This is a genomic window from Pseudomonas sp. DWRC2-2 (assembly GCF_049897885.1).
Taxonomy (GTDB): domain Bacteria; phylum Pseudomonadota; class Gammaproteobacteria; order Pseudomonadales; family Pseudomonadaceae; genus Aquipseudomonas; species Aquipseudomonas azotoformans_A.
On sequence record NZ_JAFCXD010000006.1, the window covers coordinates 186561 to 201615 of the forward strand.

At 63.3% G+C, this 15055-nt stretch carries 14 protein-coding genes; 5 read left to right on the forward strand and 9 right to left on the reverse strand.

Annotated elements, in window-relative coordinates; genetic code table 11:
• Positions 1-2: 2 nt before the first annotated feature.
• Complete coding sequence (locus tag ACP7EW_RS24695) at positions 3-323, reverse strand: MocE family 2Fe-2S type ferredoxin (protein ID WP_028619741.1); 321 nt, start codon at positions 321-323, stop codon at positions 3-5.
• 28 nt (positions 324-351) lie between these two features.
• Positions 352-1446 carry a fatty acid desaturase family protein gene (locus tag ACP7EW_RS24700; protein WP_426220522.1) on the reverse strand — a complete coding sequence of 365 codons (1095 nt, stop codon included), beginning with the start codon at positions 1444-1446 and terminating at the stop codon, positions 352-354.
• Between the two features lie 162 nt (positions 1447-1608).
• Here ACP7EW_RS24700 and ACP7EW_RS24705 point away from each other — a divergent pair, with 162 nt between their 5' ends.
• Positions 1609-2658 (forward strand): LacI family DNA-binding transcriptional regulator, encoded by a 1050-nt coding sequence (locus ACP7EW_RS24705; RefSeq protein WP_426220524.1) that lies wholly within the window; start codon positions 1609-1611, stop codon positions 2656-2658.
• A 51-nt stretch (positions 2659-2709) separates the two neighbouring features.
• On the opposite strand, the gene ACP7EW_RS24710 is transcribed toward ACP7EW_RS24705, so the two are convergent.
• Positions 2710-4671 (reverse strand): sigma-54 interaction domain-containing protein, encoded by a 1962-nt coding sequence (locus ACP7EW_RS24710; protein ID WP_426220526.1) that lies wholly within the window; start codon positions 4669-4671, stop codon positions 2710-2712.
• A gap of 185 nt (positions 4672-4856) precedes the next feature.
• Here ACP7EW_RS24710 and ACP7EW_RS24715 point away from each other — a divergent pair, with 185 nt between their 5' ends.
• The 3 genes from ACP7EW_RS24715 to ACP7EW_RS24725 are packed head-to-tail and all read left to right on the forward strand — an operon-like array spanning position 4857 to position 7583.
• Positions 4857-5861, forward strand: a complete 1005-nt coding sequence (locus ACP7EW_RS24715; RefSeq protein ID WP_426220528.1) for a Gfo/Idh/MocA family oxidoreductase — start codon at positions 4857-4859, stop codon at positions 5859-5861.
• Positions 5858-6637 carry a TIM barrel protein gene (locus ACP7EW_RS24720; RefSeq protein WP_426220530.1) on the forward strand — a complete coding sequence of 260 codons (780 nt, stop codon included), beginning with the start codon at positions 5858-5860 and terminating at the stop codon, positions 6635-6637. The genes ACP7EW_RS24715 and ACP7EW_RS24720 overlap by 4 nt, the downstream gene beginning before the upstream one ends.
• Before the next feature lie 19 nt (positions 6638-6656).
• On the forward strand, positions 6657-7583 hold the full coding sequence (locus ACP7EW_RS24725; protein ID WP_033903167.1) for a sugar ABC transporter substrate-binding protein: 927 nt from the start codon (positions 6657-6659) through the stop codon (positions 7581-7583).
• A 69-nt stretch (positions 7584-7652) separates the two neighbouring features.
• Here ACP7EW_RS24725 and yghU read toward each other — a convergent pair whose 3' ends face one another.
• The 5 genes from yghU to ACP7EW_RS24750 form a co-directional block, all read right to left on the reverse strand.
• Positions 7653-8486: a glutathione-dependent disulfide-bond oxidoreductase gene (yghU, locus tag ACP7EW_RS24730; protein WP_426220533.1), complete on the reverse strand. Its 834-nt coding sequence runs from the start codon at positions 8484-8486 to the stop codon at positions 7653-7655.
• A 44-nt stretch (positions 8487-8530) separates the two neighbouring features.
• A complete protein-coding gene (locus ACP7EW_RS24735; protein ID WP_426220535.1) occupies positions 8531-9631 on the reverse strand; it encodes an agmatine deiminase family protein in 1101 nt (366 codons plus the stop codon).
• Positions 9632-9796: 165 nt separating this feature from the next.
• The gene (locus ACP7EW_RS24740) at positions 9797-10870 is read right to left on the reverse strand and encodes an extracellular solute-binding protein (protein ID WP_426220537.1); all 1074 of its coding nucleotides are present in this window, start codon (positions 10868-10870) and stop codon (positions 9797-9799) included.
• On the reverse strand, positions 10867-11748 hold the full coding sequence (aguB, locus tag ACP7EW_RS24745) for an N-carbamoylputrescine amidase (RefSeq protein ID WP_426220539.1): 882 nt from the start codon (positions 11746-11748) through the stop codon (positions 10867-10869). The genes ACP7EW_RS24740 and aguB overlap by 4 nt, the downstream gene beginning before the upstream one ends.
• Positions 11745-12794: an agmatine deiminase family protein gene (locus tag ACP7EW_RS24750; RefSeq protein ID WP_426220541.1), complete on the reverse strand. Its 1050-nt coding sequence runs from the start codon at positions 12792-12794 to the stop codon at positions 11745-11747. The genes aguB and ACP7EW_RS24750 overlap by 4 nt, the downstream gene beginning before the upstream one ends.
• Before the next feature lie 134 nt (positions 12795-12928).
• Here ACP7EW_RS24750 and ACP7EW_RS24755 point away from each other — a divergent pair, with 134 nt between their 5' ends.
• A complete protein-coding gene (locus tag ACP7EW_RS24755; RefSeq protein ID WP_426220543.1) occupies positions 12929-13786 on the forward strand; it encodes a LysR substrate-binding domain-containing protein in 858 nt (285 codons plus the stop codon).
• A 1-nt stretch (position 13787) separates the two neighbouring features.
• Here ACP7EW_RS24755 and ACP7EW_RS24760 read toward each other — a convergent pair whose 3' ends face one another.
• Positions 13788-15014 (reverse strand): MFS transporter, encoded by a 1227-nt coding sequence (locus ACP7EW_RS24760; protein WP_426220545.1) that lies wholly within the window; start codon positions 15012-15014, stop codon positions 13788-13790.
• Positions 15015-15055 lie beyond the last annotated feature (41 nt).

Consider the following 15055-nt stretch of genomic DNA (forward strand, 5'->3'; position numbering starts at 1 on the left):
CATCAGGCCGTGACCGCGAGCAACACCCGCCCCGCTTCGACCCGCACCGGGTAGGTCTTGAGGTTGACGCACACCGGCGCGCCGAGGGCCTTGCCGGTGCGGTAGTCGAAGCGCCCGTTGTGCTTGGGGCATTCGATCACGTGGTCCATCACCAGGCCGTCGGCGAGGTGGATTTTCTCGTGGGTGCACAGGCCGGCGGTGGCGAAGAATTCATTCTCGGCGGAGCGGTACAGCGCGTAGGTGTGCGGGCCGTGGTCGAAGCGCAGCACGTCTTCTTCGTCGATTTCGCCCACGGCGCAGACGTCGATCCATTGATCGTTCATGGTGTTTTCTCTTGTTCTTGGGTGGGGATCAGCCAGCAGCGGTTTCTGCATGCACCGGTGCAGAGGCAGCCGGGTGAGTGTTCAGGTGAATCGGGCGCTGGATGAAATAGGTCGGATCGCTACGCTGCCTCCAGATCGTCGGCAGGATTTCCTTGTACGCCTCGAACAGGTTGGCGTACGGCGGCGGACAGTCGCTGCGGATCTCTTCGTGCAGTTGCGCAAGGGCGTGGTACGGCACCATCGGGTACATGTGGTGTTCGAGGTGGTAGTTCATGTCCATGTAGATAAAGCGCAGCACGCGGTTCATGTAGATGGTGCGGCAGTTGCTACGGTGGTCCAGCACGTCTTCGGCCAGGCCCACATGCTGGGTAAGGCCGAAGATATAGCCGAGCCAGGCACCGTAGAGGCTCGGCAGGCCAACCAGCATCAGCGGCAACCAGCTGTGCAGGTACAACGCGGTGCCAATCACCACGGCATAAATGCCGACCCAGATCCGCGCCGCACGAAACACCTTGGGCCATTCGGACTCGGGGATGAAATCCGCCTCCTGGGCACTCATCTTGCCGATGGCATGCCGCGCCACACCGCTGAAGGTTTTCCAGGCCAGGGGCAGGTTGAACAGGCTCAGAAACATCATCAACAGGCTCGGCGGACGCGGCTCGACGATCTCCGGGTCGCGGCCGACCACGATGGTGTCGGTGTGGTGACGGGCATGGCTCCAGCGCCACACGTGGGGTTCGAAGATGCACATGAAGCTGGCGACCTGATACAACCCATCGTTCATCCAGCGCGTCTTGAACGCGGTGCCGTGGCCGGTTTCGTGCCAACGTGGGTTGGACGCAGTGCCGTACAGCACGCCGTAGGCGATGAAGAACGGCACACAGGCCCAGGTGCCCCAGAACCAGTAGCCGCCGAAACCGCTGGCCAATAGCGCGATCAGCCAGATGGCGGTGTCGAGCAAAGCCGGGCCGTCGCGGCGCTGCATCAGTTCTTTCATGCGTTTGCGCGAGATCGGCGACTGGTACCAACTGGCCGAGACCAGGCCCCTTTCAGCCGCGCGGGCGGCTTCGGGGCCGGTGAGGCTGTAGTCGCGTCGGGCGGTGTGAGCGGTGTGTTCAGGCATTGTTATTGTTCTCCGCAAGCGGGTGGTTTCAGGTGCTGTGTGAAACCCACGATAGAGAACGCCTAAATCACCCTCAAGGCCTTGAATCCATTCCCTATCAAGCTATCATGCAGGCCCAGCGGGGCTTGATAGTTTTCTATCAAGACGCTCAAGGGGCCTGTCATGAACAACAATAAACGCCCGACCATCGCCACCGTTGCCGCCCAGGCGGGGCTCAGTGTGGCCACCGTCGACCGTGTGTTGAATGCACGTGCGCCGGTCAATCCCGAGACCGCCGAGCAGGTGTTCCAGGCGGCCGAAGCCGTGGGGTATTTTGCGGCGCGGTTGATCGGCCAGCGCATTCGCGAACGCCGGCCGACCTATCGTTTCGGCATCCTGTTGCTGGCCACCGCCCAGGCGTTCTATGCCAGCCTGGCGCAGGCCATCAGCGCCGCCGCCGAGCAGCATGCCGGCGCCAACCTGACGTGCCAGTTCGAGTACATCGTCGATCGCACGCCCAGCGCTATCGTCGCGCAGATTGAACAACTGGCCGTGCAATGCGATGGCCTTGCGGTGGTGAGCTTTGCCCATCCGCTGATCAACGCCTGCCTCAAGCAGATCCGCGAAGCCGGTGTGCCCGTGGTGGCCCTGCTTTCGGATATCCACGAACAGGCCGAAGAACCCTACGTCGGCCAGGACAACCATGTGGTCGGCCGCACCATGGGCTGGCTGCTCGCCCGCACCTGCGGCGCCCGCAAAGGCAGCGTGGGCATCCTGCTCGGTGGCCATCGTTTCCTCGGCCACCAGGCACGGGTCGAAGGCTTGCACAGCTACCTGGCCGAACACGCGCCGGGGCTCAAGCCATTGGAGCCGCTGATCAACCTGGACAACTGCGACATCACCGAAGAAGCCACCCTCGACCTGATCAGCCGCCACAGTGACCTGCGCGGATTGTGCGTGGTGGGCGGCGGCGGCGACGGCATCATCAGCGCCTTGGCGCAGTTGCCCAAGCGGCCGGCGCTGTGTTGCATCCTGCAGGAGTCGACCGAGCTGTCACGCCAGGCGTTGGGCCAGGGCTTGATCGATGTGGTGATGGATTCGCAGCCGAGGCAGACGGCGACGGCGTTGGTGCGCTTGATGGTGGAGTTGCAGGGTGCTGAAGGGTTCGATCCGGTGCGGCAGCGGGTGTATGTACCGCCGCAGATTGTGACATCCGAAAATAGGGGCAACTGAACGTGCTGGTTTTTTGTGGCGAGCCTGCTCGCCACAGGGGGTTCTTGGCTCTCAGTTGCGACGGAAATCCCCGGCATTCAGGCCAAACCGACTCATCTTGTTGTACAGCCCACCCCGCGACACGTTGAGTTGCTGCGCGGCCAGGCGGATGTTGCCGCCGGTGCTGTTGAGCGCGGCGACGATGGCGTGCATTTCGTGGCTGCCCAGGTCCTGGGCGGGAGGCGCTTCGTGGATGCGCAGCGGCGTGCGTTGGCGGCTTTCCAAAGGCAGATCCACCGGTTCGATCAGCGCTCCCATCGCCAGGTTGGTCGCCCGCTCGATGCTGTTCTCCAGCTCGCGCACGTTGCCCGGCCAGCCGTAGGCCAAGAGCAGGGCCATGGCGTCTGGTGAAAACCCCTGCACCGATTTACGCAGTGAACGAGCACACCGGGCGAGAAAATGCCGCGCCAGCAGCGGAATATCTTCGCGGCGCATGCGCAGCGGCGGCACGGTCAGGTTCAGCACGTTGAGGCGGTAGTAGAGGTCTTCGCGAAACGCGCCTTCCGCGACCGCCTGGCTGAGGTTGCGGTGGGTGGCGGCGATGATGCGCACGTTCACTTGCCGCGAGCTCTTCGCACCCACCCGAGTGATTTCACCTTCCTGTAATACCCGTAGCAGACTGACTTGGGCATCGAAGGACATGTCGCCAATCTCATCGAGAAAAATGGTGCCGCCATCCGCCAGTTCGAACTTGCCCGCCGAGCCGCCACGGGTGGCGCCGGTGAACGCGCCTTCGACGTGGCCGAACAGCTCGCTTTGCACCAGGTCCCGTGGAATCGCACCGCAGTTGACTGCCACAAATGGGCCGTTGCAGCGCTCGCTGCCATTGTGGATGGCCTGGGCGAACAGTTCCTTACCGGTGCCGCTTTCACCGAGGATCAGGGTGGTGGAATCACTGCGACTGGCGATGCGTCCCAAGTGCAGCGCGTCCTGGATCGCCCGCGAGCTGCCCTGGATGGTGTCGAAGGTGTAGCTGGCCTGGGTGCCGATGAGGCGCCGGGTGATTTCGCGAATGCGGCGGTTCTCTCGCAGTGACACGATCACCCCGCCCTGCTCCAGCGGGCACACCGAGACCAGGCAGGCGAGTTGACTGCGGTTGTGCAGGTGGAAGGTGCAGTCAAGGTCGCGCACGGGCTCGCCAAGGGCGTCACTCAATTCACTACGGCCCAGTTCCTGGAACGGCCGCCCGATCAGCTCCAGCCCGGTGCCAAACAGCTGCCGGGCATAGCGGTTGAGCGCCTTGATGCAACCGCGTTCGTCCAGCACCACCAGGCCTTCGTTAAGCACTTCGAGGACGGCCTGCTGTTCTTCCAATAGACCTTGCAGGGCCATCTGCCGCGATACCGCGTCGGCCGCAGCCTGCACCGTGCCGAGGGTATGGAAGTGAAACCAGCCGGGCTCGGCAGTCAGCGTCAGCATGGCCACGGTCTGGCCCTGCGCATTCTTGATCGGCGCGGCGGCGCAATGCATGCGGCGCTGGCGCAGGCCGACGCCGAAGTTTTCCTCGGCCAGCACGTACACCAGGCGATCCTCGGCCAGCGCCAGGCCGGTGCAGTTGGTGCCTTGCACCGATTCCAGCAGGCGACTGCCCACGGGGGTGATGTCCAGCCCACAGAAATACAGGGTGGTGCCATCGGCATCGGTAAGGTTGATATGACCGCGCGGGTTGTAGGCCAGCAAACCATGCATGACTTGCGCGGCGGCCTCGATCAGCACCCGGTGTGCCGCCTGGGCGGCGGCCAGCGTATCGGCGGCAACGAAGCGGTACGCATTGTCGGCCGGGTCGATACCGGCCTGGACACTGCGCCGCCACGAATCCCAGATCACTTGGCGCACGTGCGCCGGGCGTTCGACCTGGCCGGCCAGGCAGTCGCGCCAGGCCTGTTCCAGTAAGGCGACCGGGCCATCGTTCAGCGCGGCAGGCCCCAGGGCCGTCAGGTAGTCGAGGTCTTGCACGCTGAACGCCAGGCTCATTGGGCGGTATCCATGTTCATGTTTTTGACATGTCAGTATAGGCATGTCATCAAAATGAACACTTTTTGTTTATAAATAATTATTAATCGTTATTTATCAACATGTTACAAAATGGCACAGCTCTTGCTCTGACCCCTTTGCCATCAGGACTGTCCTTGAGGCCAATAACAACAAGGGGTTATTTCATGAGTACACAGAACATCCGCCTGGGCTTGATCGGTGCCGGACGCATGGGCAGCTTCCACGGCCTGACCGCCGCGCGGCATATCCCCGGCGCCAGCCTGGCAGCGATTGCCGACCCCACACCGGGTCAGGCCGCCCGCCTCGCCGCTGAACTGGGGGTGAGCAAGGTGTACACCGACCCGCAGCAGTTGCTCGACGACCCGGACATCGATGGCGTGCTGATCGCCGCCCCCGCCCGCAGCCACGCCGAGCTGGTGATCAGCGCCGCCCGCGCCGGCAAGGGCATCTTCTGCGAAAAACCCATGGCCATCACCCTCGATGAAGCCGACCGCGCCATCGCCGCTGCGGCCGATGCGCGGGTGCCGCTGCAAGTCGGGTTCAACCGGCGCTTCGCCAAGAGCTTTCGCACCGCGCACCTCGACGTCGCCGCTGGCCGCATCGGCACCCCGCAGTTGCTGCGCTCGCTGACCCGCGACCCGGCGCTGAACAACCCGGCCAAGTCGCCGCAATGGGTGATATTCCTGGAAACCCTGATCCACGACTTCGACACCCTGCGCTACCTCAACCCCGGCGCCGAGGCGGTGCAGGTCTACGTGATGGCCGACGCTTTGATCGCCCCGGAATACAAAAGCAAAGGCTTCCTCGACACTGCCGTGGTCGCGATCCGCTTCGACAACGGCGCCATCGCCACTGCCGAGGCAAACTTCCAGGCCGTGTATGGCTACGACGTGCGCGGCGAAGTGTTTGGCAGCGCCGGCATGCTGAGCATGGGCAGCCTCAACGATTGCGACTTGGTGCGCTACCTGGCCCAGGGCATCCAGGCCGACACCCAACGCCTGGACACCGACCTGTTGCGCGACGCCTACATCGCCGAACTCAACCACTTCGTCGACTGCCTGCGCAGCGGCGCAAAACCCTTGGCCAGCGGTGAAGACGCGCGCGCGGCATTGGCGATTGCCCGCGCCTGCATCGAGTCGTTCGAAGCCGGCAAGGCGGTGGCCGTATGAGCCCATTCAAGCTGGCTGTCAGCGCGGAAATGGTGTTTCTCGACCTGCCCTTCATCGAACGCGTGAAGCGTATTCATGCGCTGGGCTTCAGTGCCGAAATCTGGAACTGGACAAACAAGGACATCGCCGCCCTGGCGGCTACCGGCGCCGACTTCACCTCCATGACCGGCTACATCAGCGGCACCCTCACCGACCCCGACGGTATCCGCCAGTTGCTCGACAGCGCCCGCGAATCCTTAGGGGTGGCCGAGCAATTGAATTGCCCCAGCCTCAACCTGCACGGCACCGGCCTGGGTGACGGCGGCCTGCCCGTGCAACCCATGAGCCAGACCACCGGCCGCATGTGGCTGAGCGCCTGCAAGACCCTGGAAAAAATCGCCCGTTTGGGGGAAGACGCCGGCCGGGTGTTCCTGCTGGAAAACCTCAACACGGACGTTGACCACCCCGGCACACCCTTCGCCCGCGCCGACGATACCCTGGCGCTGATCGAGGCCGTGGGCAGCCCGCACCTGAAGATGAACCTGGACCTGTACCACGCGCAGATCGGCGAAGGAAACCTGATCGAACTGATCCAGCGCGCCGGCACACATATCGGTGAAATCCAGGTGGCCGACGTGCCGGGACGCAAGGAGCCCGGCACCGGTGAAATTCACTACCCGGCCATCGCCAGGGCCTTGCACGCCATGGGCTACAGCGGCGTGGTCGGTCTGGAAGGCTGGGCCAGCGGCGACAGCGAGTTGGCTTTGGCGCGTTTCCGCCAGGCGTTCACCCTATAACAATAAAAGGATCACCCTTATGAATCGCTATTCGTTGTTTGCTGCCACCCTGTTGCTGCTGTTCAGCCAATGGACGTTCGCGGCTTATCGCATCGGCGTGAGCATTGCCCGCGTCGACGATAACTTCATGACCTACGTGCGCACCGGCCTGGAAGCGGCCGCCAAGCAGCAGGATGTGCAGATCCAGTTCGAAGATGCCCAGGGCGATGTGGTGCGCCAGCTCAATCAGGTCGAAGGCTTTCTCAACCAGAAGGTCGACGCGGTGATCGTGCTGCCGGTGGACACCGCCGCCACCGCCAACATGACCCGCGCCGCCGTCGCGGCCAAGACGCCGCTGGTGTACGTCAACCGCCATCCGGACGAGCGCACCTTGCCCAAAGGCGTGGTCACCGTGGCTTCCAACGACATCGAGGCCGGGCAATTGCAGATGCGCTACCTGGCGGAAAAACTCGGCGGCAAGGGCAATGTGGCGATCATCATGGGCGACCTTGCACAGAACGCCACCCATGACCGCACCGAGGGCGCGAAACAGGTGCTCAAGGACTTTCCCGGTATCAAGGTGGTCGAGCAGCAAAGCGCCGAATGGCAACGCAGCAAGGGCATGGACCTGACCAGCAACTGGCTGCTGGCGGGCACGCAGTTCGATGCGATCGTGGCCAATAACGACGAAATGGCGATTGGCGCGGCCATGGCGTTACAGCAGGCAGGGAAAGCCAAGGGTGACGTGGCGATTGTGGGCATCGATGGCTTGCCCGATGGGCTGGCGGCGATCAAGCGGGGGTTGCTGACGGCGTCGGTGTTCCAGGACCCGAAAGCCCAGGCAACCCAAGCGGTGCAGGCGGCCGTGCGGATGATCAAGGGCGAGGCGATCGAGCCGGAGGTGTGGGTGCCGTTTGAATTGATCAAGCCGGAGCAGGTGGCGGTGTTTGAGCAGCGCTACAAATAGAGTGAAATACAACAATCCAAATGTGGGAGCGGGCTTGCTCGCTCCCACATTTCTTACAGCGTCAGGCCTTTAGTCCAGGTCGCTGGCGTTATGGCGCTCGGCCAACTGCTCATGGGGCTCACCGGACACCCGATTCACCCGCCGCCCGCGCTGCACCGCTGGCCGCGCTTCGATGGCGTCTGCCCAGCGCAACACGTGCTTGTACTCATGCACCGACAAAAACTCCGCCGCGCCATACAGGCGGCCTTTGACCAACCCGCCATACCACGGCCAGATCGCGATATCGGCGATGGTGTATTCATCACCCGCTATGTATTCGCTCACCGCCAGGCGTTGGTCGAGTACGTCCAACTGACGCTTGGTTTCCATGGCAAAGCGGTTGATCGCGTACTCCATCTTGCTCGGCGCATAGGCATAAAAATGCCCGAAACCACCGCCCAGGTAGGGCGCGCTGCCCATCTGCCAGAACAGCCACGACAGGCATTCGGCACGGGCCGCAGGCTCGGTGGGGAAGAACGCGCCGAACTTCTCGGCCAAGTACTGCAAAATCGCGCCCGACTCGAATACGCGAATGGGCGTGGCGTCGCTGCGATCCAGCAGAGCCGGGATCTTGGAGTTCGGGTTCACCCCCACAAAACCGCTGCCGAACTGGTCGCCGTCGCCGATCTTGATCAGCCAGGCGTCGTATTCCGCAGCGCTGTGACCCAGCGCCAGCAGCTCCTCCAGCAGAATCGTGACCTTCTGGCCATTAGGCGTGGCCAGGGAATACAACTGCAGCGGGTGCTTGCCTACCGGCAGTTCCTTGTCATGGGTCGCGCCGGCAATCGGGCGATTGATGCTGGCGAAGGTGCCGCCATTTTCGGTGTCCCAGGTCCACACTTTCGGGGGTACGTAATCGGTCATGCTGACGGCTCCAGAGGCGTTTGCGATCGGCGAAGCGCTCCAGACTAAACCAAAGGTTGATGGCTCGTCACACAGTGAATGCCACCGCCACCCGCCGCAATGGCATCGATATTCAGCGCCACCACCTTGCGGTCCGGGTAGAGCCGGGCCAGCAGGTCCAGCGCCTTGCGGTCCGCCACCGGGTCGCCAAACTCCGGGGCGATCACCGCACCGTTTATCACGAAGTAATTGATGTAGCCCGCCGCAAAGTCCGGCTTGCCCTTGCTGAACTTGCTTTTACGCGGGTTGAGCGGCGGCGACACCGTGTGCACCTGCAAAGGCCGGCCATCGGCGTCGGTGGCCTTCTTGAGGATTTCCAAGTGCGCCAGGGTAACCTTGTGATCATAGGATTCAGGGTCGGTATCGAGGTTGGCCAGCACCACGCCGGGGGAGACGAAGCGTGCGTAGAAATCGACATGGGCGTCGGTGATGTCCTTGCCCTTGATGCCCGGCAGCCAGATGATCTTGCGCAGGCCCAGGCGCTCCTTCAGCTCCGCCTCGACCTCGGCCTTGCTCCAGTCCGGGTTGCGATTGCGGTTGATCCAGCTGCTTTCGGTCATGATGCCGGTGCCGAGGCCATCGACTTCAATCCCGCCACCCTCGCCCACCAATTCGCTGCGGATAGGCCGGGCGCCGGTTGCTTCGGCGATCTGGGCCGCCAGCCGCGCGTCATCGTCGTGCTGCTGCTTGTTGCCCCAGCCATTGAAGTTGAAGTCCACCGCGCCCAGGCCGCCGCTGCCGTCGATGACGAAGTTGGCGCCGGTGTCGCGCATCCAGATGTCATCCAGCTCGGTTTCCACGAAGGTGATGTTGCGGGTGCCGCAGTGTTTTTCCGCAAGATAGCGTTCGTCTTCGCGGCAGAACACGGTGACCGGCTCGTACTGCGCAATCGCCCTGGCGATACGGCCGAGGGCGGCTTGTACATCGGCGGTGAAGTCTTCCCAGATGGCGTCCTGGGCACCAAAGGCAATAAAGGCCTGACGGTGTTTTTCGCCCTCGTCGGGCATGTAGAAGCGACCGCTCGCGACGGCGCGCAGGTGCGGGGCGATCAAGGTCATGGCGCAGACCACACTGGCTTGTTTGATGAAGGTGCGACGGGTTGGCATGGGGTTCTCTTGCCTAAGGTTCGGATTGAATGGAGTTCATTGTGATGAAGAGCGTTTTGTGGCGAGGGGGCTTGTCCCCCGTTGGGCTGCGCAGCGGCCCCAAAAAAGCGGGAGCGCTACGCACTCCAACGGGGGACAAGCCCCCTCGCCACAAAAGCCCCTCAGCTACATGGTTTTGAATTTAGTCCATACACGCATCCGTGCGCGCATATCGGCCTGGGGGATGTCCTTGCCGGCGATCAACCGTTCGAAGGTGGCCGCGTCCGGGTAGATGTCCGGGTTATCGCGCATGCTTGCCTCCACGTCCGGCCGCGCCTTGGCGTTCGCCGTGGGGTAGCCGGTGAGGTTGGTGATGGCGGCCATGTTTTGCGGGCGCATCACGAAGTTGATGAAGGCGTAAGCGTATTCCGGGTGCTGGGCGTCGACCGGGATGGCCATGGTGTCCATCCACACCGTAGTGCCTTCGCGGGGGATGTGATAACCGAAGGTCACCGCTTTGCCCGCGGCATCGGCGGCGCGCTGGGCCTGGGTCATGTCGCCGCTGTAGCCGAGGGACAGGCACAGGTTGCCATTGACCAGGTCGGTCACCGGTTGCGACTGGAACTTGCGGATGTACGGCCGCACCTTGAGCAGCAGCTCACTGGCCGCCGCCAGGTCTTCGCGCTTGGCGCTGCGCGGGTCGCGGCCCAGGTAGTTGAGCACCACGGCGAGTACTTCGTCCGGTGAGTCGATCAGCGAGATGCCGCAATCGGCGAATTTGGCCGCGTTCTCCGGCTTGAACAACAGGTCGAGGCTGTTGACCGGCGCATTCGGCATACGCTGCTGGATCTGCTGGGTGTTGTAGGTCAGGCCGATCGTGCCCCAAGTGTAGGGCACCGTGGCTTTGTTCGAATTGACGTAGTGGGTGCGCAGTTTCTGCAGGCCCGGCTCGATGTCGCCCATGGCGTCGAGCTTGGCGGGGTCCAGTGCTTGCAGGCTGCCAGCGCGCATCAGGCGTTCGGCCACGGTATCGCCGGGGAAGATCAGGTCGTAGCCGCTGCCGCCGGCCATCAACTTGGCTTCCAGGGTTTCGCTGCCATCCATCACGTCGTAGATCACCCGGATACCGGTCTCGGCGGTGAATTTGGACAGGGTGTCTGCAGCGAAATAATCGGCCCAGTTGTAGAGCTTGAGGGTTTTATCCTCAGCCGAGGCGCAGACACTCGTCATGATCAGCGCACAACTCAATAGCCGCTTCATGATGGACGCCCATCCAGGGTCAGTAGGCCGCCGTACATCTCCGGGCGACGGTCGCGATAGATACCCCAGGTCAGGCGGTCTTCGCGCATGGCGGACAGGTCGAGACGGTGCAGCAGCACGCCGATGGAATCGCGATCCGCTTCGGCCAACAGCTTGCCCTTGTGGTTGCAGATGAACGATGAGCCGTAGAAGTCCATTTGCAGGTCCGGATCAGTGGTCGCCACTTCACGCCCGACGCGATTGGCCGCCACCACCGGCAACAGGTTTGCTGCCGCGTGGCCGCGCATGGTCATCTGCCAATGGTCCCGCGAATCGAGCGTGGCGCAGCCGGGCTCCGAGCCGATGGCGGTGGGAAACAGCAGCACTTCGGCGCCTTGCAACGCCAGGCAGCGCGCGGTCTCCGGGAACCACTGGTCCCAGCAGATGCCCACGCCCAGGCGCCCGAAGGCCGTGTCCCAGACGCGAAAACCTGTGCCGCCGGGGCTGAAATATTCCTTCTCCTGATAGCCGATGGCGTTCGGGATATGGGTCTTGCGGTACACGCCGAGCAAGCGCCCGTCGGCATCCGCCACGCTGAGGGAATTGAAGAATGCGTTGCCGGCCTTTTCAAACCAACTCAGCGGCAATACCACGCCCAACTCCTTGGCCAAAGCGGCGAAACGCTTAAGCACGTGGCTGTGCTGATATTCCTCGGCCAGCGCCAAGTGCTTGTGGTGCTGCTCGATGCAGAAATACGGCGTGGCGAACAGTTCCTGCAACAGGATCACCTGCGCACCCTGCGCCGCCGCGTCTCGCACCAGTTGCTCGGCACGGTCGAGGTTGCCCGGCAGGTCCCAGGTGCAGGGCATTTGGGTAGTGGCAATGGTCAGAATACTCATGGCTTCACCCAGGCTGGCTGTTGCTGGGTGATGCAGTGCACGCCGCCGCCGCCATGGGCCAGGTGGTTGATCTGCACCGGTACGATCTCGCGACCAGGAAACGCCTGGGCCAGGACTTCTGCCGCGACCTGATCGGCTGCAATGCCATAGGCCGGCATGATGATTGCGCCGTTGGCGATGTAGAAGTTGGTGTAGGAGGCGCAGAACACCTCGGCGTCGGTGTCGACCGCATCAGTGGCTTCATACAGCTCGATCAGCTCGAAATGGCGCCCTCGGGCGTCGGTGGCGAGTTCCAGGGCGCGACGGTTTTCGCGCACCACTTCGGCGTATACAGAGCGTTGATCGTGAGTTGCGTCGACCAGCAACACGCCGGGGCGGGCAAATGCGCAGACACCATCAACATGCCCGTCAGTCATGTCGCCCGTGACGTAGTCCGGGTCGCCGGGCAACCAAATGGTCTTCTTGATGCCCAGCAGGCGCGTGAAGATGGCTTCCATCTCGGCCTTGCTCACGCCGGGGTTGCGGTTGGGGTTTAGCAGCACCGATTCGGTGGTGATCAGCGTGCCCTCGCCGTCCACATGGATCGCGCCGCCTTCATTGCTCAGGGGCGTGCCGAAACATTCCAGCCCCAGATGATTGAGCACCCGACGTGCCAGGCTTTCGTCCAAATCATGGGCCGACTTGCCACCCCAGGCATTGAAGCGCCAGCTCACACCGGCCGTGCCCAGCTGCGGATGGCAGACAAAGGTCGGGCCGGAATCGCGGCACCAGCTGTCGTTGACGGCCTGTTCGATCAGCTCGATGCCCGGCCCGCACAGCGTCTTGGCGCCCGCCACGGCAGACGGATCAACCAGCATTTTCACCGGTTCGAAGCGTGCGATCGCATTGGCTACCCGCGCAAAATCCTGCTGCACGTGCGCCAGGGTCACGCCCCACGTGGTTTCCCACAAGGCCCGATTGTGCGGCCAGACCATCCACGTCGCCGCATGCCGGGCCCACTCCGCAGGCATCCACCAACCATTGCTTTGCATTGCATTCTGCTGCATGACAAGTACCCTTCAGTTAAGTCATTGTGTTCAGTGAAAACTGCCCACGGAGTCTTGGCACACATGCTATGGCGGCTTGCAAAGCCGGACAAACGATGGATTTTGTAGAAAACTAATTAGAGGAACTTATCAGCATGCTCAACCACTGGCCGCCCCTCGGCACCCTGCGCGGCTTTGAAGCTGCGGCGCGACTGGGCAGTTTCCACAAGGCCGCCGAAGAACTGCACCTGACCCAATCGGCGATCAGCCAGCAGATCCGCAGCCTGGAGGCGTACCTGGAACAGCCGCTGTTTTTCCGCAGCGGACGCAGCGTGAGCCTGACCGACGCCGGCCATGATTTCCTCAGCACCACCCAGGCGTTGCTGCAGCAATTGGCGGTGGGCGTGCGGCGCCTGGGGCAGTACCGCAAGCCCAATCAACTGGTGCTCAACACCACGCCGACCTTTGCCCGGCACTGGCTGTTGCCACGGCTCGCGGATTTCCGCCAGCAGCACCCGGAAGTCGACCTGTGGATCTTCAGCACCGACGAAGTGCCCGACATGGCCAGCCAGACCATCGACCTGGCCGTGCGCGACGACATCAGCTCCCAGGCCGAATGCAGCTTCAAGGTGCTGCACGCCGACCGGCTGTTTCCCGCCTGCCACCCACGGCTGTTGAAGCTGCCCCTGGCACAACGCACCACCCTGCACGGCGAACGGGAAATGGACTGGAGCCATTGGGCGGTGGAAGCCGGAATCGATGTGGGGCAGCAGGACCAGGGCCTGAATTTCTCCGACCCCGGCCTGTTGCTCGATGCCGTATGTACCGGCCTGGGAATCGGCTTAGTCAGCCAGTTGCTGAGCCGTCAGGCGCAAACCGACGGGTTGCTCACGCCACTGGTCGACGCGACGATTCGCGGGCCGAGCTGGGCGCTGCTGACCCATCGCGACAGCGAGCAGGATCCGCTGGCGCGCAGTTTCACGGCGTGGTTGCTGAGCCACCTGGAGGCCTAGTTCAAAGGTGCAGCGCCGCGCCCATACCTGCCTCGGTGCGCGGCACCTGCACCCGCAACGCAATCAACAACGCCGCTAGCAACATCAACACACCGGCGCCGAGAAACACGCCGTCGATGCCACTGAGACTGAACATCGCGCCCCCACCGGCCGCACCCGCCGCAATGGCCGACTGCACCGACGCCACGACCATGCCGCCGGCACTCTCAGCCTGGTCCGGCACGGCTCTGGCCACCCAGTTCGACCACGCCACGGGTACCCCGCCAAAGGCCATGCCCCACAGCGCCAGCAGCAATGCCTGGCCTGGCAGAGAGGCCGGCAGCAACACCAGGGCCAGCGCCGCAACGCCCACTAATACAGGCATCAACACCAAGGTGCCGCGCGGATAACGCACCAGCATCCAACCGGCCAGCAGCGTGCCGACAAAGTTGGCTGCGCCGAACCCTAGCAGCATCAACGCCAGCCCTTCTGTCCCCACCCCCGTGGTGCTTTCCAGGAAAGGCCGGATGTAAGTGAACAGCGCAAAGTGCCCGGTGTGTACCAGCACACAGCCAAACATGCCGATGGCGATGCCCGGACGCAGCAACACGTCCAGTACCGTGCGCAGACGTGCGGTGCCCGTGGGCGCCAGGCGTGGCAGCGTGAACAGTTGGAACGCCAGCGTCACGCCACCAACAGCGGCGGCGGCAATGAACGCACTGCGCCAGCCATACAGACCACCGAGGTAGCTGCCCAGCGGCACGGCGACCACCGTGCCCACCGCAATACCACTGAAGATGATCGACAGCGCTGGGGGCAGCAGCGCCGCCGGCACCAGGCGCATCGCCACGGCGGCTGCCATGCTCCAGAAACCGCCCAGGGCGACGCCCAGCAGGATGCGCATCAGCAGCAGCACCGCCAGGCTTGAAGAGAACGCCACCAACAGGTTTGAGGCAATCATGAGCAGGGAGAAACCCAGCAGCACCACGCGTCGGTCGATCCCACGCGTGAGGCCGGGCACCAGCAGCCCGGCGAACAACGCCACCACTGCCGTCACCGTCACGGCCTGGCCAGCGAGCGCCTCGGACACGCCCAGGTCCAGCGCCATTGGCGTCAACAAGCTGGCCGGCAGGTACTCCGCCGTCAACAAGCCAAATACCCCCATGGCCAGGGAAAACACCGCCATCCAGGCGGGCGCGTCGGGCGCCACTTGGGCAGGGTGAGCGGTTTGGACTACATAATCATTCATCACACAACATCCTCGGGAAATTAGCGCGACGGCCAGTCTAG